22 protein-coding genes are annotated in these 24971 nt (G+C 56.8%); 8 read left to right on the plus strand and 14 right to left on the minus strand.

The window, feature by feature from the left end; translation table 11 throughout:
* Positions 1-27 precede the first annotated feature (27 nt).
* From FJD38_RS12955 to FJD38_RS12970, 4 genes are all read left to right on the plus strand, one after another.
* Positions 28-1119, plus strand: coding sequence for an efflux RND transporter periplasmic adaptor subunit (locus tag FJD38_RS12955; protein ID WP_146385652.1), 1092 nt, complete (start codon positions 28-30; stop codon positions 1117-1119).
* The gene (locus FJD38_RS12960) at positions 1116-2195 is read left to right on the plus strand and encodes an efflux RND transporter periplasmic adaptor subunit (protein WP_122786201.1); all 1080 of its coding nucleotides are present in this window, start codon (positions 1116-1118) and stop codon (positions 2193-2195) included. Before FJD38_RS12955 ends, FJD38_RS12960 begins: the two co-directional genes overlap by 4 nt.
* On the plus strand, positions 2192-5254 hold the full coding sequence (locus FJD38_RS12965; RefSeq protein WP_122786200.1) for an efflux RND transporter permease subunit: 3063 nt from the start codon (positions 2192-2194) through the stop codon (positions 5252-5254). The genes FJD38_RS12960 and FJD38_RS12965 overlap by 4 nt, the downstream gene beginning before the upstream one ends.
* A gap of 322 nt (positions 5255-5576) precedes the next feature.
* Positions 5577-6317 carry an SDR family oxidoreductase gene (locus tag FJD38_RS12970; protein WP_146385654.1) on the plus strand — a complete coding sequence of 247 codons (741 nt, stop codon included), beginning with the start codon at positions 5577-5579 and terminating at the stop codon, positions 6315-6317.
* A gap of 72 nt (positions 6318-6389) precedes the next feature.
* On the opposite strand, the gene FJD38_RS12975 is transcribed toward FJD38_RS12970, so the two are convergent.
* From FJD38_RS12975 to dadA, 5 genes are all read right to left on the minus strand, one after another.
* Positions 6390-6812: a c-type cytochrome gene (locus FJD38_RS12975; RefSeq protein ID WP_208727516.1), complete on the minus strand. Its 423-nt coding sequence runs from the start codon at positions 6810-6812 to the stop codon at positions 6390-6392.
* A gap of 169 nt (positions 6813-6981) precedes the next feature.
* On the minus strand, positions 6982-7530 hold the full coding sequence (locus tag FJD38_RS12980) for a cupin domain-containing protein (protein ID WP_122786198.1): 549 nt from the start codon (positions 7528-7530) through the stop codon (positions 6982-6984).
* Positions 7531-7657: 127 nt separating this feature from the next.
* Positions 7658-8731, minus strand: a complete 1074-nt coding sequence (alr, locus tag FJD38_RS12985) for an alanine racemase (RefSeq protein WP_146385656.1) — start codon at positions 8729-8731, stop codon at positions 7658-7660.
* Between the two features lie 100 nt (positions 8732-8831).
* A complete protein-coding gene (locus FJD38_RS12990) occupies positions 8832-9185 on the minus strand; it encodes a RidA family protein (protein ID WP_146385658.1) in 354 nt (117 codons plus the stop codon).
* Positions 9157-10458 carry a D-amino acid dehydrogenase gene (gene dadA / locus FJD38_RS12995; RefSeq protein WP_122786195.1) on the minus strand — a complete coding sequence of 434 codons (1302 nt, stop codon included), beginning with the start codon at positions 10456-10458 and terminating at the stop codon, positions 9157-9159. The genes FJD38_RS12990 and dadA overlap by 29 nt, the downstream gene beginning before the upstream one ends.
* A gap of 156 nt (positions 10459-10614) precedes the next feature.
* On the opposite strand from dadA, the gene FJD38_RS13000 reads away from it, so the two are divergent.
* Positions 10615-11103 carry an Lrp/AsnC ligand binding domain-containing protein gene (locus tag FJD38_RS13000; RefSeq protein ID WP_122786194.1) on the plus strand — a complete coding sequence of 163 codons (489 nt, stop codon included), beginning with the start codon at positions 10615-10617 and terminating at the stop codon, positions 11101-11103.
* Positions 11104-11287: 184 nt separating this feature from the next.
* Here the strand turns inward: FJD38_RS13000 and FJD38_RS13005 are convergent, their stop codons facing one another.
* The gene (locus FJD38_RS13005; RefSeq protein WP_016782682.1) at positions 11288-11641 is read right to left on the minus strand and encodes a YkgJ family cysteine cluster protein; all 354 of its coding nucleotides are present in this window, start codon (positions 11639-11641) and stop codon (positions 11288-11290) included.
* A 147-nt stretch (positions 11642-11788) separates the two neighbouring features.
* On the opposite strand from FJD38_RS13005, the gene FJD38_RS13010 reads away from it, so the two are divergent.
* Complete coding sequence (locus tag FJD38_RS13010) at positions 11789-13090, plus strand: NAD(P)/FAD-dependent oxidoreductase (protein ID WP_146385660.1); 1302 nt, start codon at positions 11789-11791, stop codon at positions 13088-13090.
* A 4-nt stretch (positions 13091-13094) separates the two neighbouring features.
* On the opposite strand, the gene FJD38_RS13015 is transcribed toward FJD38_RS13010, so the two are convergent.
* A complete protein-coding gene (locus tag FJD38_RS13015; RefSeq protein WP_146385662.1) occupies positions 13095-13340 on the minus strand; it encodes a DUF1127 domain-containing protein in 246 nt (81 codons plus the stop codon).
* Positions 13341-13509: 169 nt separating this feature from the next.
* Between FJD38_RS13015 and FJD38_RS13020 the strand changes: the two genes are divergently transcribed.
* Together FJD38_RS13020 and FJD38_RS13025 are read left to right on the plus strand one after the other, a co-directional pair.
* Positions 13510-14946: an aminotransferase-like domain-containing protein gene (locus FJD38_RS13020; protein ID WP_146385664.1), complete on the plus strand. Its 1437-nt coding sequence runs from the start codon at positions 13510-13512 to the stop codon at positions 14944-14946.
* Between the two features lie 12 nt (positions 14947-14958).
* The gene (locus tag FJD38_RS13025) at positions 14959-16512 is read left to right on the plus strand and encodes a phospholipase D family protein (RefSeq protein WP_146385666.1); all 1554 of its coding nucleotides are present in this window, start codon (positions 14959-14961) and stop codon (positions 16510-16512) included.
* 82 nt (positions 16513-16594) lie between these two features.
* Here FJD38_RS13025 and FJD38_RS13030 read toward each other — a convergent pair whose 3' ends face one another.
* The 7 genes from FJD38_RS13030 to FJD38_RS13060 form a co-directional block, all read right to left on the minus strand.
* Entirely contained in the window at positions 16595-17485 is an 891-nt protein-coding gene (locus tag FJD38_RS13030; RefSeq protein ID WP_122786189.1) for an ABC transporter permease subunit, read from the minus strand.
* Positions 17482-18363 carry an ABC transporter permease subunit gene (locus tag FJD38_RS13035; protein WP_199750890.1) on the minus strand — a complete coding sequence of 294 codons (882 nt, stop codon included), beginning with the start codon at positions 18361-18363 and terminating at the stop codon, positions 17482-17484. Before FJD38_RS13035 ends, FJD38_RS13030 begins: the two co-directional genes overlap by 4 nt.
* Before the next feature lie 35 nt (positions 18364-18398).
* Positions 18399-19541, minus strand: coding sequence for a polyamine ABC transporter ATP-binding protein (potA, locus tag FJD38_RS13040; protein WP_122786187.1), 1143 nt, complete (start codon positions 19539-19541; stop codon positions 18399-18401).
* Positions 19542-19610: 69 nt separating this feature from the next.
* Positions 19611-20705, minus strand: a complete 1095-nt coding sequence (locus tag FJD38_RS13045; RefSeq protein WP_146385668.1) for a polyamine ABC transporter substrate-binding protein — start codon at positions 20703-20705, stop codon at positions 19611-19613.
* Between the two features lie 186 nt (positions 20706-20891).
* Complete coding sequence (locus FJD38_RS13050; protein WP_122786185.1) at positions 20892-22004, minus strand: polyamine ABC transporter substrate-binding protein; 1113 nt, start codon at positions 22002-22004, stop codon at positions 20892-20894.
* A 184-nt stretch (positions 22005-22188) separates the two neighbouring features.
* Positions 22189-23553, minus strand: coding sequence for an aspartate aminotransferase family protein (locus FJD38_RS13055; RefSeq protein WP_146385670.1), 1365 nt, complete (start codon positions 23551-23553; stop codon positions 22189-22191).
* Positions 23554-23610: 57 nt separating this feature from the next.
* Complete coding sequence (locus tag FJD38_RS13060) at positions 23611-24969, minus strand: glutamine synthetase family protein (protein ID WP_122786183.1); 1359 nt, start codon at positions 24967-24969, stop codon at positions 23611-23613.
* Positions 24970-24971: the final 2 nt, after the last annotated feature.

Consider the following 24971-nt stretch of genomic DNA (forward strand, 5'->3'; position numbering starts at 1 on the left):
TAATCAGCATCACGCAAAGGAGCTTGCATGGCGGGTCCACTGAAGACGAGCATTTTGGGCTTGAGCCTGTTGGTATTCCTGACAGCGTGCAGCAAGGAAGGCCCCCAAGCACCGCTGGCACCACGGGTGTATGTGCAGCAAGTGAGCACCCGCGAGCTTGCGCCCCCCATTCAGCTCAGCGGTGATATTCAAGCGCGGGTTGAAACCCAACTGTCCTTTCGCGTGGGCGGCAAGATTATCGAACGCAAGGTGGATGTGGGCGACCATGTCCAGGCCCATCAGGTGTTGGCCCGCCTTGACCCCAAAGACCTGAAAATCCAGGTCGAAACCGCGCAAGCTGGGGTCAATGCGCAACAAGCCCAAGTGGTGCAAACCCGCGCTGCGTTTATTCGCCAGCAAAAATTGCTGCCCAAGGGCTACACCAGCCAAAGCGAATACGATGCGGCCAATGCGGCCCAACTGAGTGCAAAAAGCGCGTTGGCTGCGGCGCAGGCGCAACTGGCCAACGCCCGCGAACAACTCAGTTACGCTGATTTGGAAGCGGAGGCGCCGGGGGTGATTACGGCGCGTCAGGCCGAAGTCGGGCAGGTGGTGCAAGCCACCATGCCGATTTACACCCTGGCCCGGGATGGCGCCCGCGACGCGGTGTTCAACGTGTATGAATCGCTGTTTATCGAACCGCCCAAAGACCCCACCGTGCAGGTCACGTTGCTGAGCAACCCGGCCATTACCGTGAAAGGCCAGATTCGCGAAATCACCCCAACGGTGTCGGCACAAAGTGGCACCCTGCAAATCAAGGTGCAGCTGGACGCACTGCCCAAAGGCATGGATTTGGGCTCAATAGTGACCGTTAACCTCACCCCGCACCCAAGCCCCAGCATCGAGTTGCCGTGGTCTGCCTTGACCAAAGACGTCAGCGAACCTGCCGTGTGGATTACCGATGCGCAAAACAATGTGCGGCTCCAGCGCGTCAAAGTCGGTCGCTACCTGACTGGCAGCGTGATTGTCAGCGAGGGCCTCAAGGATGGAGAAAACGTCGTGGTCGCAGGCGGTCAATTGTTACACCCCGGCATGAAAGTCGAAGTTGCCCCCCTCCCGGCACAGGGGACGCAATTATGAGCCGTATTTCCCGCCACCCGTTATGGCTGCTACCACTCGCCGCCATACTGCTGGGCTGCTCTGAAAAAGAAGCGCCTGAGCCTGTCCGTCCAGCCTTGTATGTCGTGGCGCACCCCTTGCTCATCGACAACCTGGGACGCTTTGCCGGCACGATCGAAGCGCGCTACGAGAGCACCTTGGGCTTTCGGGTGCCGGGCCGCATCGTGCGGCGTAATTACGATGTCGGGGCGGTGGTCAAAGAGGGCGATATTCTGGCTAACCTCGACCCCACCGATCAGCAGAATCAGTTGCGTGCAGCCCAAGGCGATCTGGCTAAAGTGCAGGCCCAGTTGATCAACGCCCAAGCCAACGCCCGCCGCCAGCAAGAGCTGTTTGACCGAGGTGTGGGCGCTCAGGCGCAACTGGACACGGCGCAAGCAGATCTCAAAACCACGGCAGCCTCGGTGCAGCAAGCCCAGGCGGCCGTCAATCAGGCCAAGGACGAGCTCAGCTACTGCAACCTGCGCGCTGATCATGACTCCGTCATCACTCAATGGCAGGCCGAGGCCGGGCAAGTGGTGAGCGTCGGTGAGTCGGTGGTCACACTGGCCCGTCCTGAAATCAAGGAAGCCGTGATTGATCTACCGGGGCCGTTGGCCGAAGCGCTACCCAAAGGTATCGAGTTCCGCGTCGCCGGTCAGCTCGACCCTGACGTCAACACGCTGGCCCATGTGCGAGAAATCGCTCCGCAAGCCGACAGCGCCACCCGCACCCGGCGTACGCGCCTGACTCTGGATCAAACGCCGCCAGCCTTTCGTTTGGGCAGCTCGGTCAGTGTGACCGTCAGCTCACCGATTGCCCAACACTACTCATTGCCGCTCACTGCCGTGCAAGAAACTGACGGTCACGCCCGCGTGTGGATCATCGACAAAACCACCTATACCGTTACCCCGCAGAACGTCAACATACTGCGCCGCGGTCCAAAAACCGTGCTGCTGGAAGGGGGACTGAAAGACGGCGATTACGTGGTCAGCTACGGCGTACACAGCCTTAAGCCTGGACAGACCGTCAAACTCGATAAGGAAAGCGCGCAATGAATGGGAAGTTCAACCTGTCCGAGTGGGCGCTCAAACATCAGTCTTTTGTCTGGTATCTGATGTTTATGGCCGCCGTTGCCGGGATCTTTTCTTACATCAATCTGGGCCGCGCAGAAGACCCTTCCTTCGCCATCAAAACCATGGTGATCCAGGCAAAATGGCCGGGCGCTACGGTCGATGAGACACGCCTGCAAATCACTGATCGCATCGAGAAAAAGCTCGAAGAACTGGATTCGCTCGATTACGTGCAAAGCTACACACGGCCGGGCGAATCGACAGTGTTTGTGTTCCTCAAAGACACCACTAAAGCGGATGCCATTCCGCATATCTGGTATGAGGTGCGCAAAAAAATCGGCGATATTCGCGGCGACTTCCCCCAAGGCATTCAAGGCCCTGGGTTCGACGATGAATTCGGTGATGTGTACGGCACCATCTTCGCCTTTACCGGCGATGGCTTTACCATGCGCCAGTTGCGCGATTACGTCGAAAAGGTACGCACAGGTATTCGCGACGTGCCCAATCGCGGCAAGATCATGACCATCGGTGAGCAGGACGAAACCTTCTACCTGGATTTCTCCACGCGCAAACTGGCCGCACTGGGCCTCGATCAGCAACAGGTACTCGAAAGTCTGCAGGCACAGAATGCCGTAACCCCGGCGGGTGTTATCGAAGCGGGGCCGGAGCGCATGTCAGTGCGCACCTCGGGCCAATTTCACAGCGTGGCCGACCTTGAGGCGGTCAACCTGCGGGTCAACGACCGCTTTTATCGACTGGCCGACATAGCAGACATTAGCCGCGGCTACGTCTACCCGGCCACGCCGATGTTCCACTACAACGGCAAACCTGCCATCGGGCTGGCCATTGCCATGGTCGATGGCGGCAACATCCAGGAGTTCGGCCAACAACTGCAACAACGCATCAACGACCTGACCGCAGAACTGCCGGTAGGCGTGGACGTGCACATGGTGTCCGATCAGGCGCAAGTGGTTGAAGTGGCCGTGAGCGGCTTTACCAGTGCACTGTTTGAAGCCGTGATCATCGTACTGGCCGTGAGCTTTATCAGCCTGGGCCTGCGCGCAGGGCTGGTGGTCGCCATTTCGATTCCCTTGGTGCTGGCCCTGGTGTTCGTGTTCATGGAGTTCACCGGGATTGCCATGCAGCGTGTGTCGCTGGGGGCACTGATCATCGCCCTGGGCCTGCTGGTGGACGACGCGATGATCACGGTAGAAATGATGATCACGCGGCTCGAACTGGGCGAAACCAAGGAACAGGCTGCGACATTCGCCTACCATTCCACGGCGTTTCCGATGCTCACCGGCACCTTGGTCACGGTGGCCGGCTTTGTGCCCATCGGCCTCAACAACAGCTCGGCCGGTGAATACACCTTCACCCTGTTCGCCGTGATTGCCGTCGCGATGTTGGTCTCCTGGGTGGTGGCGGTCTTGTTCGCCCCCGTTCTGGGCGTGCATATCCTCAGCGCCAAGGTCAAACCCAAACCCGAAAAACCGGGGCGTCTGGCCCAGGCCTTCGACACCGGCCTGTTGTGGTGCATGCGCAATCGCTGGTGGACCATTGCCGCGACGGTATTGATGTTTGTGCTGTCGATAGTCGGTATGACGTTTGTACAAAACCAGTTCTTCCCGGCCTCTGACCGACCGGAAATACTGGTCGACCTGAACCTGCCGCAAAATGCCTCGATTGAAGAAACCCTCAAAGTGACCCAGCGCTTTGAAGACACCCTCAAGGGTGACCCGGACATCCTGCGGTGGAGCTCCTATATCGGCGAAGGGGCGATTCGTTTCTATCTGCCACTGGACCAGCAACTGCAAAACCCCTTCTACGCCCAACTGGTCATCGTCAGCACCGGGCTTGAAAGCCGCGATGCCCTGATGGACCGCCTGAACAAACGCCTGCGCGAAGATTTCGTCGGGGTCGGCAGCTTTGTGCACACACTCGAATTGGGCCCGCCCGTTGGGCAGCCCCTGCAATATCGGGTCAGCGGCAGCAATGTCGATCTGGTGCGCAAGTATTCTCTTGATCTGGCCTCGATACTCGACGCCAACCCCAACGTGGGCGAAACCATCTTTAACTGGAACGAACCGGGCAAGGTGCTGCGTGTCGACATTGCCCAGGACAAAGCCCGGCAGTTCGGGCTGTCGTCCGAAGATGTTGCGCACGTAATGAACAGTATTGTCAGCGGCGCGGCCGTGAGCCAGGTCAAAGACGATATCTACCTGATCAACATTGTCGGTCGGGCCATTGGCAATGAACGCGACACCCCGCAAACCCTGCTTAACCTACAGATCACCACCCCGAGCGGCACCTCCATCCCGCTGCTGGCATTTGCCACCGTGCGCTATGAACTGGAGCAGCCGCTGATCTGGAGCCGTGACCGCATCCCCACCTTGACCCTCAAGGCCTCGGTGCGCGGTTCAATCCAACCGACGGATCTGGTCGCACTGCTCAAACCTGAGGTCGATAAGTTCGCCGCTAACCTGCCGCAAGGCTACACCCTGCAAACCGGCGGTACAGTCGAACAAAGCGCCAAAGCCCAAGGCCCTATCGCCAAAGTGGTGCCCTTGATGCTGTTTCTGATGGCCACTTTCCTGATGATCCAGCTACAAAGCGTGCAGAAAATGTTCATCGTGGTGAGTGTCGCGCCGCTGGGCCTGATCGGTGTGGTACTGGCGCTCGTGCCCACCGGTACGCCGATGGGCTTCGTGGCGATATTGGGGATCTTGGCGCTGGTGGGCATCATCGTGCGTAACTCGGTGATTCTGGTCACCCAGATCGACCAATACGAACGGGACGGCTATGACCCGTGGCACGCCGTGCTGCAAGCCACCCAGCACCGTCGCAGGCCTATTCTGCTGACTGCAGCGGCCGCCAGCCTGGGCATGATCCCTATCGCTCGGGACGTGTTCTGGGGGCCGATGGCCTACGCCATGATCGGCGGCATCATCTCAGCCACCTTGCTGACCCTGTTGTTCCTGCCAGCGCTGTATGTGGCCTGGTACAAAATAAAGGAGAACAAAAACCCACCGCCTGCGCATGCATGAGATGACTCTCAGGAGCCGTCGGTTGAGGCTCCACAAAGCTTCATCCAATTTGGTAGACGCTTGTAGTCGCTGACGAAGGCTGCGATCGAGCGAGAAGCGGTCGCGAAATGAGGCACCTTGTTGCGTCAGGTTTTAGGGCGGCTTTGCCGCCCATCGCAGCCTTCGTTCCTCGTCAGCGGCTACAAACCCAGCTTGACCCGCAACAGAGTACCTACAGGGATTATTGTGAATTTACGAATACCGCTATCAAATTCACCCTCTTTATCCCTGAAAACTGACATGTAAACCTAGCCCCACGCCTAAGACATTACGGAGTGTTGCCATGAGTACATCCAACCCTAAAGTCGCCCTCATCACGGGTGCTTCACGTGGTATCGGCGCTGTCATTGCCCAACAACTGGCCAAAGAAGGTTTTGCTGTCGTCATTAACTACGCCAACAGCGCCAGTGAAGCCACTGCACTGGTGGCCGAATTGCGCGAGGCCGGGCATCAGGCCATTGCGGTGCAGGCCGATGTGGCCAAAGCCACAGACGTGGCGCGGTTGTTTGATGAAACCGAACAACAACTGGGCAAGGTTGATGTATTGGTTAATAACGCCGGTGTGCTCAAGGTTCTACCCTTGGCTCACTACAGCGACGAAGATTTTGAACAGACCTTTAACATCAATACACGAGGCACCTTCAACACCTTGCGTGAAGCGGCTACCCGGCTGAACAGCGGCGGGCGAATTGTTAATTTTTCAAGCAGTACGGTGGGCATGAACCTGCCCGGTTATGCGGTGTATATCGCCAGCAAGGCGGCGGTAGAGTCGCTGACCCACGTGTTTGCCAAAGAATTACGAGGTCGCCAAATCACCGTCAACGCCGTAGCACCGGGGCCGGTGGCGACTGAATTGTTCATGCACGGCAAGACCGAAGAACAAATTGAGGCGTTTTCAAAAATGCCGCCTCTGGAGCGTTTAGGTCAGCCGCAAGACATTGCCAATATCGTCTCGTTCCTGGTGAGCCCGGCGGCAGCATGGGTCAACGGGCAGGTATTGAGGGCCAATGGTGGGCTGGTTTAAACGGTATTGGCGTTAATACAAACAAAACCCACTAAAAAGCCGCTTTTCAGCGGCTTTTTTGCGCAAGATCGCTTATTTCAAACCCGACATCTTCTCAATGGCGGACTTCAACTCGGCATCTGAACATTCAGCACAGGTGCCTTTAGGCGGCATGGCGTTCAACCCGGTAATGGCCTTGGCCAAAAGCCCATCTAGCCCGCCTTCCTTGTCTGCACGTTCTTTCCAGGCGGCGGTATCACCCACTTTGGGCGCACCCAATAAGCCAATGCTGTGGCAAGCGGTGCAATGGGTTGCAATGATGTCGTCAGCCGATTTAGCAGCACCTCCGGTAGAAACGGCCACGTCCATCCCTTGGCATTCCTGACCCTGCACGCACACTTTACCCACCGGTTCGAGACGCTTGGCAATGTCGTCGTGGGTGGAGGCTTGAGCGGTGACGGCCCAAAGGGCTAACACGGCTGCTGGTACGGCCAGCATTTTCATAATCAGGTTCACGCGTTCACCCTCAATGGTGGCTATTCACGCCCACAACCACGGTTTTGCAGGCGGCGAAAGTATAACGGTTAGCCCGCCACTGCGAAACAACCCTATATTTAAAGGGGGCATTAGCGGTGGCGAAATACAACAACGGGTGCCTCTACACGTGTGCAGGGCGCCTCTTTTCTTAGAAGTTCGCCGGAGTGGCTGCGCTGATTAGCCGCGCTGCAACGTCGAACGGGTTACGAAAACGATGTGGCTTGGCGCTTTCAAAATAATAGCTGTCGCCTGCTTCAAGCACGAAAGTCTCAAGACCTACGGTCAACTCCAGTCGGCCTTCAACCAAAATGCCGGTTTCTTCGCCTTCATGGGTCAGCATTTCGTCCCCGGTATCTGCGCCCGGTGGATAAATTTCGTTCAGAAAGGCGATCGCGCGACTCGGATGCGCCTTGCCGACCAACTTCATGGTCACGGCGCCATCAGAGATATCGATCAGTTCATTGGCTTTGTAAACAATCTGTGTCGGTTTTTCCTGAAGGATCTCTTCGGAAAAAAACTCGACCATAGACATGGGAATGCCACTCAGCACTTTTCTCAGGGAGCTTATTGAAGGGCTCACGCTGTTCTTTTCGATCATCGAAATAGTGCTGTTGGTGACGCCCGCGCGCTTGGCGAGTTCACGCTGTGACAAGCCTTTGAGTTTGCGGATGGATTGCAGTCGTTCACCGACGTCCAATGCGGGAGCCTCCTAGGGATCAGATTCAGGTCGAGAAGTCGCCATCATGGCGATAGCGTTCAGTATTTACAACACTTCGACTTCAAACCTGTGCGCCCCGTTGGCCCCACCTGTTGGATACAACCTTTCAGGCCCCGGAATAGACGCGTGGCACTCGTTTCAGGTTGCAAAATATCTGGTAAGGGATGGTGTCTGCCTGGGCGGCCACTTCGCTGGCGAGAATGTTTTTACCCCACAGTTCCACGGTTGAACCAAGACCGGCTTGCGGCACATCGGTCAGGTCGATGCACAGCATGTCCATCGAGACGCGGCCCAACAACTGGCTACGGACACCGTCTACAAGAACCGGCGTCCCCGTGGGTGCCTGACGTGGATAACCGTCGGCATAACCCATCGCCACCACACCAATTCGCATCGGTTTCGGGGTAATGAATTTCGCGCCATAACCTACCGGTTCGCCCGCGGGTAACTCACGCACGCAAATGACTTTGGATTCCAGCGTCATGACCGGCTGCAAGCGCGCGGCGACGGCGTGTGGCTCTTCAAAGGGCGTGGTTCCGTAGAGCATCAGCCCAGGACGTACCCAATCACTCGGCACCTTCGGCCAACCCAGCACGGAAGGCGAGTTGCGCAAACTGATCTCAGCTGTCAGAGCAGCGCGGGCGCCGAGAAATATGGCCACTTGTTCGACGCTGCGCACGCTGTCCAGCTCATCGGCGCGGGCGAAGTGGCTCATTAGCACGATTTTGGAAACATTGGCGCTGGCTTGCAGGCGCTGATACGCGGCCTGGTAATCGCTTGGATGCAAGCCAACCCGGTGCATGCCGCTGTCCAGTTTTAACCACACGTGAATCGGTTTGCTGAGGGAGGCCTGTTCAACAGCGTCGAGCTGCCACAACGAATGGACGACGCACCACAAGTCGTTTTCAACGATCAATGGCAGTTCATCGGCTTCAAAAAAACCTTCAAGCAGCAGCACCGGCGCGCGAATGCCCGCCGCCCGCAACTCCAGCGCTTCTTCGATACAGGCCACAGCAAAACCATCGGCCTCGGCTTCCAGCGCCTGGGCACACTGCACAGCACCATGACCATAGGCATCGGCCTTGATCACAGCGAGCGCCTTGGCTCCTGTCACCTCGCGGGCCAGTTGATAGTTATGACGCAGGGCTTGAAGGTCGATCAGGGCACGGGCTGGGCGCATGGCGGCGGACTTCTAACGGCTAATGAATAAAAAAGCGGCGCTAGCCCGTGGCAAGCCACGCGCTGCACCGCAAGAGGGACTCTTTACTGCATTGATGGATCTAGGGCAGCGCGGCGATAACGGACAATTCAACCAGAATTTCCGGTTCGCACAGTTTGGCTTCAACGGTCGCGCGGGCAGGGGCAACGCCTTTAGGCAGCCATTGATCCCACGCACGGTTCATGGCCACAAAATCGGCATCGATATCTTTCAGATAAATCGTCACTGAAAGAATGCGTGTTTTGTCGGTGCCTGCCAGATCCAGCAAATGCTCAATATTTTTCAAGGTTTCACGGGTTTGCTGTTCAACCTCGGCGGTCATGTCATCGCCGACTTGGCCGGACAGATAAACAATCCCGTTATGAGCCACAATCTGGCTCATGCGTTCATTGGTGAGCTGGCGCTGGATTGCCATGTTTTGCAGTCTCCTGGTGGTTTCCGTAACGGGAAATATCTAAGCCTTCAGCGCTGATTTGTGGCGTCTTTTTGGCCATCACGTCAGCGAGGAAGCGACCGGAGCCGCAGGCCATGGTCCAGCCGAGTGTGCCATGACCGGTGTTCAGGAACAGGTTTTTAAACGGGGTGGCGCCCACAATCGGCGTGCCGTCCGGTGTCGTTGGCCGCAAGCCCGTCCAGAAGCTGGCTTGAGACAAATCACCGCCCTGAGGATAAAGGTCGTTGACGATCATCTCCAGCGTTTCACGTCGACGCGGATTAAGCGACAGGTCAAAACCGGCTATTTCAGCCATGCCGCCGACGCGGATGCGGTTATCGAAACGGGTAATGGCGACCTTGTAGGTCTCATCCAGAATTGTTGAAGTCGGCGCCATCGCTGGGTTGGTGATAGGGATGGTCATCGAATAACCCTTGAGCGGGTATACCGGCGCCTTGATCCCCAACGGCTTGAGCATCTGCGGCGAGTAGCTGCCCAATGCGAGTACGTAGCGGTCAGCGGTTTCGAGCTTGCCGTCGATCATCACACCGTTGATGCGATCACCAGCGTAGTCCAGACGTTGAATGTCCTGACTGAAACGGAATTCGACACCCAGATTTTTGGCCATTTCAGCCAGGCGCGTGGTGAACATCTGGCAATCACCCGTCTGGTCATTGGGCAAGCGCAGGGCACCGGCCAGAATGTCGGTCACACTGGCCAGCGCTGGTTCAACCCGGGCAATGCCGGCGCGGTCGAGCAGCTCGAACGGCACGCCTGACTCCTTGAGCACCGCAATGTCCTTGGCGGCACCATCAAGCTGGGCCTGAGTTCGAAACAGCTGCGTCGTGCCGAGGTTGCGCGCCTCGTAGGCAATTCCGGTTTCAGCACGCAGCTCATCAAGGCAGTCGCGGCTGTATTCGGACAGACGAACCATGCGCTCCTTGTTAACGGCATAACGGCTGGCGGTGCAGTTGCGCAGCATCTGCGCCATCCACAGGTATTGATCGATATTGGCAGTGGCCTTGATCGCCAGAGGCGCATGACGTTCCAGTAGCCACTTGATCGCTTTGAGCGGTACGCCCGGCGCAGCCCACGGCGAAGCATAGCCAGGAGACACCTGGCCGGCGTTAGCAAAGCTGGTTTCCATGGCAACGGCTGGCTGACGGTCGACGACCACCACTTCGAAACCGGCTCGGGCCAGATAATAGGCGCTGGCAGTACCAATAACGCCGCCACCCAATACCATAACTCGCATATTTATTTCCCTCATCGCGGCCAGCCGCAGACGTTTATTGTTCAAAGCGAAGATGAGCGAAGTATAAGAAGCATTGGTCAGTGGATTTCACTGTATAAGCAGCTATATTTGGCGACAATTCTCGGCGAAAACGCTTTTCACAAAGGAGAATCTCCTATGCGTACAAATCATCAAACAAAGCGGGAATTGGACAAGATTGATCGCAACATTTTGCGCATCTTGCAGGCGGATGGGCGCATCTCGTTTACCGAGCTTGGAGACAAGGTCGGGCTGTCGACCACACCTTGCACAGAGCGGGTACGCAGGCTGGAACGCGAAGGCATCATCATGGGGTACAACGCCCGGCTTAACCCGCAGCATTTGCAGGGCAGCTTGTTGGTGTTTGTCGAGATCAGCCTGGATTACAAGTCAGGCGATACCTTTGATGAGTTTCGCCGCGCAGTGCTGAAACTGCCCCATGTGCTGGAATGCCATCTGGTGTCGGGGGATTTCGACTATCTGGTAAAAGCGCGCATCAGCGAGATGGCCTCGTACCGCAAATTGCTGGGCGATATTTTGCTCAAGCTGCCCCATGTGCGCGAATCCAAGAGCTATATCGTGATGGAGGAAGTGAAAGAGAGTCTGTGCTTGCCGATTGCGGACTGACTGCCCCCTCACCCCAGCCCTCTCCCGAGGGCGAGGGAGCCCAATTGGGGTGCTGCACAGCTCTGTTTTTGCCTTTAGTCCTCCTATTTTTAAATAAGGAGAAGGCCCCAATTGTGGTGTTGCACAGCTCTGTTTTGCCTTTGGTCCCCTCTCCCTTTGGGAGAGGGTTAGGGTGAGGGGCCTTTTAAACCAGCACCTGCCGCGTACTGGCGATGTATTCATGCACCAATTTTTCGGCACTCGGGTGAATCATCTCGACCGGACGCCGACCATTGGGGCAGGGCAAGGTCGGGGTGGTGCCGAACAGGCGGCAAATCAGTGGGCGCTCTTCATACACCGTGCAGCCGTTAGGCCCCAAGTGCACACAGTTCAGTTCATCCATAGCGGCTTCTTGCTCTGCCGCCGTTTTGCGCGGCAAGCGAGCCATTTCTTCGGATGAGGTGGTCACTGGCCCACAGCAATCATGGCAACCCGGCACGCAGTCGAATGACGGAATTTGCTGCCTGAGAAAGCGGATTTTATGACTGTTGCAGCTCATCTAAGGCTCACCGGATGTGAAAAGGCCGCGAAGTCTGCCCCAAAAGCCACGTAATGGACAACGCCGTCTGGCTGTTCTTGCTCCATGAGAAGGGCGCGGCTTATGCTCCGTAAAATTTTCCAAACACACCTAATCGGGATTACGCACATGAACGCCCCTGTTCAGCGCAGCCAGCACACCGCTTCTTACTACGCCGCCAGCAGCCTGCCGCAGCCTGATCATCCGGTGCTGCAAGGCGAGTGGGTGGCCGATGTCTGCGTCGTGGGCGGCGGCTTTTCTGGGCTCAATACGGCTCTGGAGCTGGCCGAACGCGGCATGAGCGTCATCCTGCTAGAAGCTCACAAGATCGGCTGGGGCGCCAGCGGTCGTAACGGTGGTCAACTTATTCGCGGTGTCGGCCACGGCCTTGAACAGTTTGAAGGCGTCATCGGCAAGGAAGGCGTGCGGCAAATGAAGCTGATGGGCCTGGAGGCGGTGGAAATCGTTCGCCAGCGCGTCGAGCGTTTCAATATTGCCTGCGACCTGACTTGGGGTTATTGCGACTTGGCCAATAAACCCAGCGACCTGGAGGGTTTTGCCGAAGAGGCCGAAGAATTGCGCAGCCTGGGTTATCGCCACCCAACGCGCTTGCTCCAAGCCAGTGAGATGCGCAGCGTGGTGGGGTCTGACCGTTATGTCGGTGGCCTGATCGACATGGGCTCAGGCCATTTGCACCCGCTGAATCTGGCGTTGGGCGAAGCAGCGGCGGCGCAACAGCTGGGCGTCCAACTGTTCGAGAACTCCGCCGTTACACGAATCGACTACGGCCCTGAAGTGAAGGTTCATACCGCTTCAGGAACCGTACGGGCGAAAAGTCTGGTGCTGGGATGTAATGCCTACTTGAAAGACCTCAACCCGCAACTCAGTGGCAAAGTGCTGCCTGCAGGCAGTTACATCATCGCTACCGAGCCATTGAGTGAAGCCCAAGCCCACGCCTTGTTGCCACAAAATATGGCCGTATGCGATCAGCGTGTGGCGCTGGATTACTACCGGCTTTCCGCGGATCGGCGCTTGCTGTTTGGTGGCGCGTGTCATTACTCGGGCCGTGACCCGCAAGATATTGGCGCTTACATGCGTCCGAAAATGCTCGAAGTATTCCCACAGCTGGCGAACGTCAAAATCGATTACCAGTGGGGCGGCATGATTGGCATCGGCGCCAACCGTTTGCCGCAGATTGGCCGCTTGCACGATCAGCCCAACGTGTACTACGCCCAGGCCTATTCGGGTCACGGGGTGAACGCTACTCACCTGGCGGGCAAGTTACTGGCCGAAGCGATCAGCGGCCAGCACAGTGTTGGTTTCGATCTGTTTGCAAAAGTCCCGCACATCACCTTCCCCGGCGGCAAATACCTGCGCTCACCCCTGTTGGCTCTGGGCATGCTGTGGCATCGACTCAAAGAGCTGCGTTAAGTGTTCATGAACGCCAAAACGGCTTGCAGCCTTCTTGTCGGGCCTGCTCTTGGTTTAATCCAACGTCGCGTAGTTGATCAGCGTCCAGATTGCGCAAGACACGGCGCGTTTTGAAACGATGTGCAAATAGACCCCAGCGCCCCAAACAGGCAGGGGCGCTGCGGGGTTGAAAAACGTCCTTCACGGCCCCGTGTTCGGCCTCTAACTGGGGGCCGTGCAACGTCAGGCGCACATCACTCAAGCCATTCATCAGGCAGCTCCTTTTGACTCAGCGGGTAGGAGTCAGCATGATGGCCTTGAGCTAAAAACCATGACAGATTCAGCAAGCAGTTATTAAAGCCATACAGAAACCGCTGCCGAGGCGCTGAATCCTCTGTTTTTGCGCCATCTGTACTGCTTATTCCTTATAGAGTCCGGCCATGACACTTTATGTGAACCTTGCTGACCTTCTGGGCATGCGCATCGAGCAAGGCTTTTACCGGCCCGGCGATCGCTTGCCTTCCGTGCGCGCCTTGAGCGCCGAATATGGCGTGAGTTTGAGCACCGTACAACAGGCTTACCGCTTACTGGAGGACAACGGCCTGGCCTCACCTCGCCCTAAATCGGGCTACTTTGTCCCTATGGAGCGTGAGCTGCCGGCACTGCCGGGCATGGGCAAACCTGCCCAGCGACCCGTCGAAATTTCTCAGTGGGAGCAGGTTCTGGAGTTGGTGCGTTCGGTGCCACAAAAGGACGTCATTCAATTAGGTCGCGGCATGCCCGACGTCTCCACGCCAACCTTGAAACCACTGCTACGCAGCCTGGCGCAGATTTGTCGGCGTCAGGACGCTCCAGGGCTGTACTACGACAATGTGTATGGCGTGCTGGGCCTGCGCGAGCAATTGGCGCGCTTGCTGCTCGACTCGGGCTGCCAGTTGGGTGCCGATGATTTTGTGATCACCACGGGGTGTCATGAAGCGCTGTCCTGCAGCATTCGGGCGGTGTGCGAACCGGGCGATATTGTGGCCGTGGACTCGCCCAGTTTTCACGGTGCCATGCAGACCCTCAAAGGGCTGGGCATGAAAGCCCTGGAAATCCCCACCGACCCGCTGACCGGCATCAGCCTTGAGGCTCTGGAACTGGCGCTGGAGCAATGGCCGATCAAGGCCATACAGCTCACCCCAAGTTGTAATAACCCGCTGGGTTACATCATGCCCGAGGCACGCAAACGGGCGCTCGTAACACTGGCGCAGCGCTTTGATGTGGCCATTATCGAAGACGATGTGTATGGAGAGCTGGCCTACACCTACCCACGCCCGCGCACCATCAAGTCGTTCGACGACGATGGCCGGGTGCTCTTGTGCAGCTCGTTCTCCAAGACCCTGGCCCCAGGGTTACGCGTGGGCTGGGTCGCACCGGGGCGCTACCTGGAGCGTGTGCTGCACATGAAATACATCAGCACCGGTTCCACGGCGCCACAGCCGCAACTGGCGGTGGCCGACTTTTTGAAAAACGGGCACTTCGAACCCCATCTGCGCAAAATGCGCACTCAATATCAGCGCAATAGAGACCTGATGCTGGGGTGGGTGAGCCGCTACTTCCCAGCCGGTACTCGCGCCAGCCGACCGCAGGGCAGCTTTATGCTGTGGCTTGAGCTGCCGGAAGGTTTTGACAGTTTACGCCTCAACCGCGTGTTGCTTGACCAAGGTGTACAGATCGCCGTGGGCAGCATTTTTTCAGCCTCGGGCAAGTACCGTAACTGCTTGCGGATGAACTACGCTGCCAAGCCTACGCCTGAGGTTGAAGAGGCCGTGCGTAAGGTCGGGGCCGCGGCGAGCACGCTGTTGATCGACGTGATTGAACATGCGGACAGTTGAGCGAGGCATCGCATGTTGAAATCACTCTGCATACTGTTCTTCGCACTGCTATTGGGGGGATGCAGCACCTTGGATGAACCCCGACACTCGAGCCAGGCCACGCCTGCAGCGACATCATCCTTTGGGCGGTCCATTCAGAATCAGGCTGCGGCTTACAATGGCCGCTCGGGTTTTCGCTTGCTGCCCAACAGCAGCGAAGCATTCCGAGCGCGCGCCGAGCTGATCCGCAGGGCACAAAGCAGCCTGGATTTGCAGTACTACATTGTTCATGACGGCTTGAGTACCCGCATGCTGGTGGATGAACTGCTCAAGGCGGCAGACCGTGGCGTGCGCGTGCGCATACTGCTCGATGACACAGCAAGCGACGGGCTGGACGAGATTCTGGCAACGCTGGCCGCCCATCCCAATATTCAGGTTCGCGTGTTCAACCCGTTGCAACTGGGCCGCAGCACTGGCGTGACCCGGGCCGTGGGGCGCCTGTTCAACCTTTCACGCCAACACCGGCGCATGCATAACAAGCTGTGGCTGACCGACAACAGTGCGGCGATTGTCGGCGGGCGCAATTTGGGCGATGAATATTTCGATGCTCAGCCTGACCTGAATTTCACCGACATCGACTTGCTGGGCGTTGGCCCGGTGGCCGAGCAATTGGGGCAAAGCTTCGATCAATACTGGAACAGCGCCCTGAGCCAACCCATTGGCGATTTTGTTTCGACCCGCCTTTCAACCCAGGAACTGGTCCAGGCACGCGCGGTACTGGAGGCGTCGCTGAAACTGGCGAAACAGAGCAACCCTACGCTCTATCAACAACTGGCGTCATATGAGACCAACCCGCAGTTGGACGTGTGGCGCAAAGACCTTATCTGGGCCTGGAATCAGGCGCTTTGGGACGCTCCAAGCAAGGTCTTGGCCAAGGATGAGCCTGACCCGCATCTATTGCTGACAACGCAGCTGGCGCCGGATCTGGCGGCCGTGAACAAAGAACTGATTCTGGTCTCGGCCTATTTTGTCCCGGGGGAAACAGGCCTGGTGTACCTCACGGGCCGGTCAGACGCGGGCGTCGATGTTCGTTTATTGACCAACTCACTGGAAGCCACCGATGTGCCCGCCGTGCATGGCGGGTATGCCCCGTATCGCAAGGCATTACTGGAACATGGCGTTAAATTGTTCGAGCTGCGCCGCCAGCCGGGCAGCACCAGCGGCAGTGGCCCTCATCTGTTCAAGACCAACATGAGCAGTGACTCCAGCTTGCACAGCAAAGCCATGATCTTCGATCAGCAAAAGTCATTTATCGGCTCATTCAACTTCGACCCGCGTTCCGGATTGTGGAATACCGAGGTCGGTGTATTGGTTGATAGCCCTGAGCTGGCCGCACAAGCCCGCGAGCTGGCGTTGCAGGGCATGGCGCCCGACCTCAGTTATGAGCCGATGCTGGAGCAGGGAAAGATCGTCTGGGTGACTGAAGACAATGGCCAGTTGCACACCTTGCGCCATGAACCGGGCAACTGGTGGCGGCGACTTAATGCGTGGTTCAGTAAACGTGTAGGGCTGGAGAAAATGCTCTGACCGCAGGGAGCGGGGAGCCAGTTCAAGGCCATAAAAAACCCCGCTTCCGGTTAAAGGGAAGCGGGGTCTTCAGAGAGCCGTCTTAAACCGCGCTGGGCGATTTAGGACGGCGCGCATCCGGTTGCTTCCAGGACTCGGCCATCGACTCATCAATGGCTTGCTGGATGGCTTTTTTGCGGTGTTCTTCTGCACGGCGGCTGAAGAACCACACCAGGAAGGTCACCAGCGACACCGCCAGCAGAATCAAGCTGGCCACCGCGTTGATCTCGGGTTTAACCCCCAGACGGACCGCCGAGAACACTTCCATCGGCAAGGTGGTCGACCCCGGCCCGGACACAAAGCTGGCCAGTACCAGATCGTCCAGCGACAAGGCAAAGGACATCATGGCACCCGCCGCCAGCGAGGGCGCAATCATCGGGATAGTGATCAGGAAGAACACTTTCCAGGGCTTGGCGCCCAAGTCCATGGCGGCTTCCTCGATCGACAGGTCCAGCTCTCGCAGGCGCGCAGACACAACGACCGCCACATAGGCCGCACAGAACGTGGTGTGGGCGATCCAGATGGTGACGATACCGCGTTCCTGCGGCCAGCCAATCAACTGCGCCATGGCCACGAACAGCAGCAATAGCGAGAGGCCGGTGATCACTTCAGGCATCACCAGCGGCGCTGTTACCAGCCCACCGAACAACGTACGGCCCTTGAAGTGCGAGATACGCGTCAGCACAAAGGCTGCCAACGTACCCAAGGCCACCGCTGCAATTGCCGTGTAAAAGGCGATTTCCAGCGAGCGCATCACTGAGCCCATCAGTTGCGTATTGTCCAGAAGGCCCGTGTACCACTTCAGCGACCAGCCGCCCCATACGGTTACCAGCTTGGAGGCGTTGAACGAGTAGATCACCAGAATCAGCATCGGCAGGTAGATGAACAACAACCCCGCGACCAACATAAAGCTAGAAAAACGGAAGCGATTCATATCTTGCCCTCCAGTTCTTTAGCCTGGCTGCGGTTGAACAGAATGATCGGCACGATCAGGATTGCCAGCATCACCACGGCAAGCGCAGACGCTACGGGCCAGTCACGGTTGTTGAAGAACTCTTGCCACAGCACTTTACCGATCATCAGCGTTTCCGGGCCACCCAGCAGTTCCGGAATCACGAACTCGCCCACGACCGGAATGAACACCAGCATGCAGCCGGCGATGATGCCGTTTTTGGACAGCGGAACGGTGATTTTCCAGAAGCTGTTGAACGTGCTCGAACCCAAGTCAGACGCCGCTTCCAGCAAGCTGTGATCGTGTTTGACCAAGTTGGCGTACAGCGGCAGGATCATGAACGGCAAGTACGAATAAACGATACCGATGTACACCGCGATATTGGTGTTGAGGATCTGCAAGGGTTCGCTGATCCAGCCCATCGACATCAAAAAGCCATTGAGCAGGCCGTTGTTGCTGAGGATGCCCATCCAGGCGTAAACGCGGATCAGAATGGCAGTCCAGGTCGGCATCATGATCAGCAGCACCAGTACGGTCTGCATCTCTTTACGCGCATTGGCAATCGCATAGGCCATGGGAAAGCCGATCAGCAGGCATAGCACCGTGCTGAAGAAGGCCATCTTCAATGAGCCCAGATACGCGGCGATATACAACTCATCGTCGCCCAACAAGGCGTAATTGCCGAGGTTCAGCAGGATCTGAATCTTTTGATCAACGTAGCTGTAGATCTCGGTGTAAGGCGGGATCGCAACGTCCGCTTCTGCAAAGCTGATCTTCAGAACGATGAAGAACGGCAGCATGAAGAACAGAAACAGCCACAGGAATGGAATCCCGATAACCGCATGGCGGCCACCGGGGATTATTCGATGCATTCGGCGTTTGAATTTGCGCATGTTCATGAGCGCAGTACCACGCCGCTGTCGTCTTCCCACCACACGTAGACTTCGTCATCCCACGTCGGGCGCGCGCCACGGCGCTCAGCATTGGCCACGAATGACTGCACCAGCTTGCCGCTTGGCAGCTCGACGTAGAACACCGAGTGGCCACCCAGATAAGCGATGTCATGCACCTTGCCGCGCGACCAGTTGTACTCGTAGGTCGGCTTCTCGGTGGTGACGAGCATTTTTTCCGGGCGAATGGCGTAGGTGATGTGCTTGTCTTCAACCGAGGTGCTGACGCCATGCCCGACGTAGATGTCGTTTTCCAGTTCCGGGCAGTCGATGCGCGCGTAACCTTCGGCGTCATCAACCACTTCACCCTCGAACAGGTTGACGTTGCCGATGAACTCGCACACCAGACGGCTGACCGGAGTTTCGTAGATGTCGATCGGGCTGCCGATCTGGGCGATCCAGCCCTGATGCATGATCGCGATGCGTTGGGCCATGGTCATGGCCTCTTCCTGATCATGGGTCACCATGACGCAGGTCACGCCAACGCGCTCGATAATTTCCACCAGTTCCAGCTGCATTTGCGAGCGCAGCTTTTTGTCCAGCGCGCCCATCGGCTCATCAAGCAACAGCAACTTAGGACGCTTGGCCAGGGAGCGGGCGAGGGCGACACGCTGACGCTGACCGCCAGACAACTGGTGCGGCTTGCGCTTGGCATACTGGGTCATGTGCACCAGTTTGAGCATTTCGCCGACGCGAGCATCGATCTCGGCAGTGGACATTTTGTCCTGCTTGAGACCGAACGCGATGTTCTGGGCCACGGTCATGTGCGGGAACAGGGCGTAGGACTGGAACATCATATTGATCGGCCGTTCATACGGCGGCATATCAGTGATGTCTACGCCATCGAGGAAAATACGGCCTTCTGTTGGGCGCTCGAAACCGGCGAGCATGCGCAGCAAGGTGGATTTGCCCGATCCCGATCCGCCGAGCATGGCGAAAATTTCGCCTTTGTTGATTTCCAGGGACACGTCGTCCACGGCAATCGTCTCGTCGAATTTTTTCGTGACCCGGTCGATTTTGACCAGCACCTGTTTAGGGGTCTGGTCGCCCTCGAGGGCTTTCTTATAGGCGCCGGAGGCAACAGCCATTTACGAAACTCCCAACAAATTTAGCAGCCCGATCAAGAGTGTCGGGCCTTGGATAGATGGTCAGGCGAGCTATTTGCCCGTTTTAACCTTGGTCCACGTGCGCGTCATGAGACGCTGAACTTTCGGCGGCAGCTCGGTTGAAACGTAGGTTTTGTCCAGCACCGCTTGTGTTGGGTAAACCGCCTCGTCCTTGCGGATGGACTCATCCATCTCATTGTCAGCTACCGGATTAGGGTTGGCATAGCCGACATAATCACTGACCTGAGCGATCACCTTGGGGTTCAGCAAGTAGTTGATGAACGCGTGCGCTTCCTTGACGTTGCTGGAGTCCTTGGGGATCGCCAGCATGTCAAACCACAGTGCGCCGCCTTCCTTGGGAACAATGTAGGCGATGTTGACGCCCTTTTTCGCTTCCTCGGCACGGGACTTGGCTTGAAATACATCACCGGAGAAGCCAATGGCCACACAGATATTGCCGTTGGCAAGGTCCGAAATGTATTTGGACGAATGGAAGTAGGTGACGTAAGGACGCACCGACATCAGGGTTTTTTCTGCTTTTTTGTAGTCTTCCGGGTTGGTGCTGTTGGCATCCAAGCCCAGATAGTTGAGCACGGTCGGCAGCATTTCATCGGCGGAATCCAGGAAAGCCACGCCACACGATTGCAGCTTCTTCATGTTCTCGGGTTTGAACACCACGTCCCAGGAGTCGATCGAATCGACACCCAGCACTTCCTTGACCTTGTCGACGTTGTAACCAATGCCATTGGTGCCCCACAGATAAGGCACGGCATATTGGTTGCCCGGATCGTTAGCCTGAAGACGCTTGAGCAGGGCTGGGTCCAGGTTGGAATAGTTAGGCAACTGAGTCAGGTCGAGTTTTTGGAACGCGCCCGCTTTGATTTGCTTGCCCAGGAAGTGGTTAGACGGAACGACCACGTCATAACCGGTACGTCCGGCCAGCAGTTTGCCTTCCAGCGTTTCGTTGGAATCAAACACGTCATACACCGGTTTGATACCGGTGGTTTTCTCGAAATCAGCCAGCGTGGTCGGCGCGATATAGTCCGACCAGTTATAAATATGCACGGTAGGTGCCGCTTGAACGCTGACGGCAAGCGTCAAACCAGCTCCGACCAGCAGGGTCTTGCGAAACAAAGATTTAGACACGTGGTGGTCCTCAAAATAGTTGGGCTTGGGTTGCCCGCGTCACACGGCAGCAGAACCGCCAAAGACAAAACCGGCGCGCAACTTACCCTCGATAAACCGACACAGCAAAGTTTTCTGCAATTAATTGCATATGCGTCCGATTCTGTAGCCGCTACCGCAAGCTGCGGCAGCGTCTACAGGGCCTGTTTACTTACCGGATTTGATCTTGGTCCAGCTACGTGTCAGCAGCCGTTGCGTAGCAGCCGGCAGGTCGCTGATGGCGTACAGCTTGGCTTTCACTGCATCCGACGGATAAATGGCCGGATCACCCGAGATGTCTTTATCTACCAGTGGCGTTGCCGCCTGGTTACCGTTCGGGAAACGCACGCTGTTGGTGATTTCAGCCATCACTTCTGGCTGCAACAGGAAGTTCATGAACTTGTAAGCAGCGTCGACGTTCTCGGCATCCTTGGGAATGGCGACCATGTCGTAGAAGCTGCCAGCACCTTCTTTAGGAATGCTGTAGGCCAGTTTAACTTTGCCACCTGCCTCGGCCGCACGGGTTTTGGATTGCTCAAGGTCACCCGAGTAACCCACGGCCACGCAGATGTTGCCATTGGCCAGGTCGGAGATGTACTTGGAGGAGTGGAAGTAACCCACTGAAGGACGAATCTTCAGGAACAGATCTTCGGCTTCCTTCAATTGCTTCTTGTCTTGGGAATCGGTCGGGTAGCCCAAGTAGTGCAAGGCCACCGGAATCATTTCGGTCGGCGAGTCGAGGAAGCTTATGCCGCAGCTTTTAAGTTTGGCTGCGTTTTCTGGCTTGAACAGCACGTCCCAGGAGTCGATGGTATCGACGCCCAGTGCGGCTTTGACTTTCTCAGGGTTGTAACCAATGCCGATGGTGCCCCACATATACGGGAACGCATGTTTATTGCCCGGGTCACTGGCATCGCCCACGGCTTTAAGCAACGCAGGGTCAAGGTTTTTCCAGTTAGGCAGCTTGGACTTGTCCAGCTCCTGGTAAACCCCGGCCTTGATCTGCTTGGCCAGAAAATTGTTGGACGGCACGACGATGTCGTAGCCGGACTTGCCTGCCAACAGCTTGGCCTCAAGGGTTTCATTGCTGTCGAAGACGTCATAGACAACCTTCACACCGCTTTCTTTTTCAAACTTGGCCACGGTGTCTGGTGCGATGTAATCGGACCAGTTGTAAATGTGCAGCACGTTATCTGCTGCCTGTGCCGCCCCAGCCATCACACCCATCAAGGACAGGGCAAGAAGGGTCTTGCCAGCTTTTTTAAAACCTGATGCCTTCATCTGTAATGCTCCAAATGTTCTTTTTAAACCACCGATTCAACGACCTGATCTAAAGGTGGCTAAAGCCGGCGGCTAGTCTGGCAAGATACGGGGCAGGCTTTCAAGGGAAGAGCCTTGATTCTTAAGGCTCAGAACGCATTTACCTACACTAAATCTGCAGATTTCTGCGCTCTGAGCCAAACCATCAACCTTGCAATGTTTCCAAGGTCAGATCCAGGCACTTACGAGCCTTGGTCACTAGCTCATCGATCTCGTCTTTGCTGATGACCAATGGAGGGGCGATGATCATGGTGTCGCCAACGGCACGCATGATCAGTCCGCTGTCGAAGCAGAATTGGCGGCAGATCATGCCGGCACCACGGCCTTCGTAACGTTTGCGAGTGGCTTTGTCCTGCACCAGTTCAATGGCACCCAATAAACCGACACCGCGTACTTCGCCCACCAAAGGGTGATCGTTCAGTTCACGTAACCGCTTTTGCAAATACGGTGCCGTTTCGTTGTGAGCGTTCTCAATAATTTTTTCGTCGCGCAGGATACGAATGTTTTCCAGCGCAACGGCGGCGGCTACCGGATGACCGGAATAGGTAAAACCGTGGTTGAAGTCGCCACCTTCGTTCAGCACGGCCACGACTTCGTCGCGCACAATCAAGCCACCCATCGGGATATAGCCCGAGGTCAGCCCCTTGGCGATGGTCATCATGTCCGGTTTAAGGTCATAGAAATCGCTACCGAACCACTCACCGGTGCGACCAAAGCCACAAATCACTTCGTCGGCAACGAAGAGAATGTCGTACTTGGCCAGGATCTCTTTGATGCGAGGCCAGTAAGTCTCAGGCGGCACGATCACGCCCCCTGCGCCCTGGATCGGCTCGGCAATAAATGCACCGACATTGTCCACGCCGATCTCGAGAATTTTTTCTTCGAGTTGATTGGCAGCCCAGACCCCGAACTCTTCCGGCGACATGTCGCCACCTTCACCGAACCAGTACGGCTGCGCGATATGGGTGATGCCCGGAATCGGCAAGTCGCCTTGCTCGTGCATGTAAGTCATGCCGCCCAGGCTGGCGCCAGCAACGGTTGAGCCGTGATAGCCGTTCTTGCGGCTGATGATAACTTTTTTGTTTGGCTGGCCCTTGATCGCCCAATAGTGGCGAACCATACGCAGCATGGTGTCGTTGCCTTCGGAACCGGAACCCGTGAAGAACACATGGTTCATGCCTTCGGGGGCAATTTCGGCAATCACTTTGGCCAACTCAAGCACCGGCGGGTGAGCGGTCATGAAAAACAAGTTGTAGTACGGCAATTCGCGCATTTGCTTGCTGGCGGCATCGGCCAGCTCGTCACGTCCGTAACCGATGGCGACACACCATAGGCCGGCCATGCCGTCGAGAATTTTGTGGCCTTCGCTGTCCCACAGGTACACGCCCTTGGCGTGCGTAATAATGCGTGGGCCGACTTCCTTGAGCTGTTTGAAGTCGCTGAACGGTGCCAGATGGTGATCGTTACTCAGATTTTGCCAAGCGAGGGTTTGCGGGTTTTTATTTGTCATACAGCGCTCCTTTATTCAGTTGGGGGGCTGACACTCCTGAAGTCAGCCCCCTGCGTGTCAGACGGCGAACAGCAGGAATTCCCGCTCCCACGAACTGATGACGCGTTTGAAGTTTTCATGCTCGGCACGTTTGACCGCGACGTAACCGGTGATGAATTTGGTGCCCAAATACTTCTCGACGGTCTTGCTGTTTTCCATCCGCTCCAGAGCGTCTTCGATGGTCAACGGCAGGCGCAGGTTGCGGCGTTCATAACCGCGACCGACCACGGGTGCACTCGGGTTGATGCCTTCGACCATGCCGATGTAACCACACAGCAAGCTGGCAGCAATGGCCAGATACGGGTTGGCGTCGGCACCCGGCAAGCGGTTTTCAACCCGGCGGTTTTGCGGCCCGGCATCGGGTACACGCAAGCCAACGGTACGGTTCTCTTCGCCCCACTCCACGTTTACAGGCGCAGACGTATCCGGCAGGAAGCGGCGGAAGGAGTTCACATTGGGGGCAAATAAAGGCAGCAGTTCAGGGATGAACTTTTGCAAGCCGCCAATGTGATTGAGAAACAGCTGGCTCATGGTTCCGTCTTCGTTGGAAAAGACGTTTTTGCCGGTCTCGATGTCAATAATGCTCTGGTGCAAGTGCATGGCACTGCCAGGCTCGCCGGTCATGGGTTTAGCCATGAACGTAGCGGCTACATCGTGCTTGAGCGCGGCTTCACGCATGGTGCGCTTGAACACCAGAATCTGGTCGGCAAGCGACAGTGCGTCACCGTGACGGAAGTTGATTTCCATCTGCGCCGTGCCGTCTTCATGGATCAGGGTGTCCAGATCCAGCTCTTGCAATTCACACCAGTCGTAAACGTCCTCAAACAGCGGATCGAATTCGTTAGCGGCTTCTATAGAGAAGGATTGGCGACCGGTTTCTGGCCGCCCGGAGCGCCCTACTGGCGGCTGCAACGGGTAGTCCGGGTCATCGCTGCGCTTGGTCAGGTAAAACTCCATCTCTGGCGCCACAATCGGCTGCCAGCCATGGTCGGCGTAGAGTTTCAGTACCTTTTTGAGCACGTTGCGCGGCGACAACTCAATCGGGTTGCCCTGCTTGTCATAGGTATCGTGAATCACCTGAGCCGTCGGCTCTATCGCCCAAGGCACGACAAATACGGCGTTCTGATCAGGACGGCAGACCATGTCAATGTCAGCTGGATCGAGAAGCTCGTAATAAATGTCGTCTTCGACGTAGTCGCCCGTCACGGTTTGCAGCAGGACGCTTTCGGGCAGGCGCATGCCTTTTTCGGCAATGAACTTATTGGTCGGCGAGATCTTGCCGCGAGTAATCCCGGTAAGGTCGGCGATCATGCATTCGACTTCTGTGATCTTGTGGTCTTTCAACCAATCGGTGAGCTGGTCGAGGTTGTTACTCATAA

Origin of the sequence: Pseudomonas saxonica, assembly GCF_007858365.1 — a bacterium.
Classification (GTDB): domain Bacteria; phylum Pseudomonadota; class Gammaproteobacteria; order Pseudomonadales; family Pseudomonadaceae; genus Aquipseudomonas; species Aquipseudomonas saxonica.